Source organism: Halorubrum tibetense (genome assembly GCF_042661865.1).
Taxonomy (GTDB): domain Archaea; phylum Halobacteriota; class Halobacteria; order Halobacteriales; family Haloferacaceae; genus Halorubrum; species Halorubrum tibetense.
This window is the reverse complement of sequence record NZ_JBHSWW010000662.1, coordinates 1-590: the sequence shown is the minus strand read 5'-3', so window position 1 is coordinate 590 and position 590 is coordinate 1. Positions and strand designations below refer to the sequence as shown.

General features: G+C 51.4%; 1 protein-coding gene. It reads left to right on the top strand.

Annotated elements, in window-relative coordinates:
• The coding region (locus ACFQEU_RS17615; RefSeq protein ID WP_465261193.1) for a hypothetical protein at positions 1-468 on the top strand (468 nt) is incomplete at its 5' end.
• Positions 469-590: the final 122 nt, after the last annotated feature.

Genomic DNA, 590 nt, shown 5'->3' with positions numbered 1-590 from the left:
GCGCATAAAGTTGCCGCAGATTTTATTGGCTCAGTTACACCGGTATTGGATGCCGAAGGGCATCATACTAATCTATTGGCCAACTTGTTGGCTCAAACCCAGGCGTTGATGGAAGGCGTGGGTGAGCCGGCTGTGTTAGCGGATCTCGCGGCGCGAGGTTTGCCAGAGGCAGAACAAGGCGCTTTGGCGCCTCACAAAGTGCATCGTGGTAATCAACCGACCAACACCTTACTCATGACGAAAATTACAGCGCAAAGCCTAGGTGGCTTAATCGCATTGTATGAGCACAAGATATTTGTTCAGGGCGTGATTTGGGATGTGTGTTCTTATGATCAATGGGGCGTTGAGCTAGGTAAATTGTTAGCAAATAGGTTGGAGCCGCAGTTAGCGGGAGAAGAACCGCCCATAACACAGGACGGTTCAACCTCGGGCCTTATTCGCTACGTGAGAGCTCAGCAGCTAGGGTAGGGTTTGCCACAATAATGTGTAACCAAGAGCAATGCGCTTTGCGAGTTGCTCTTTGGTGCTGGAGCCGCCATGGCCGCCTTCGCGGTTTTCGTAATACTCAACACTATGGCCTTGGGCCTTCA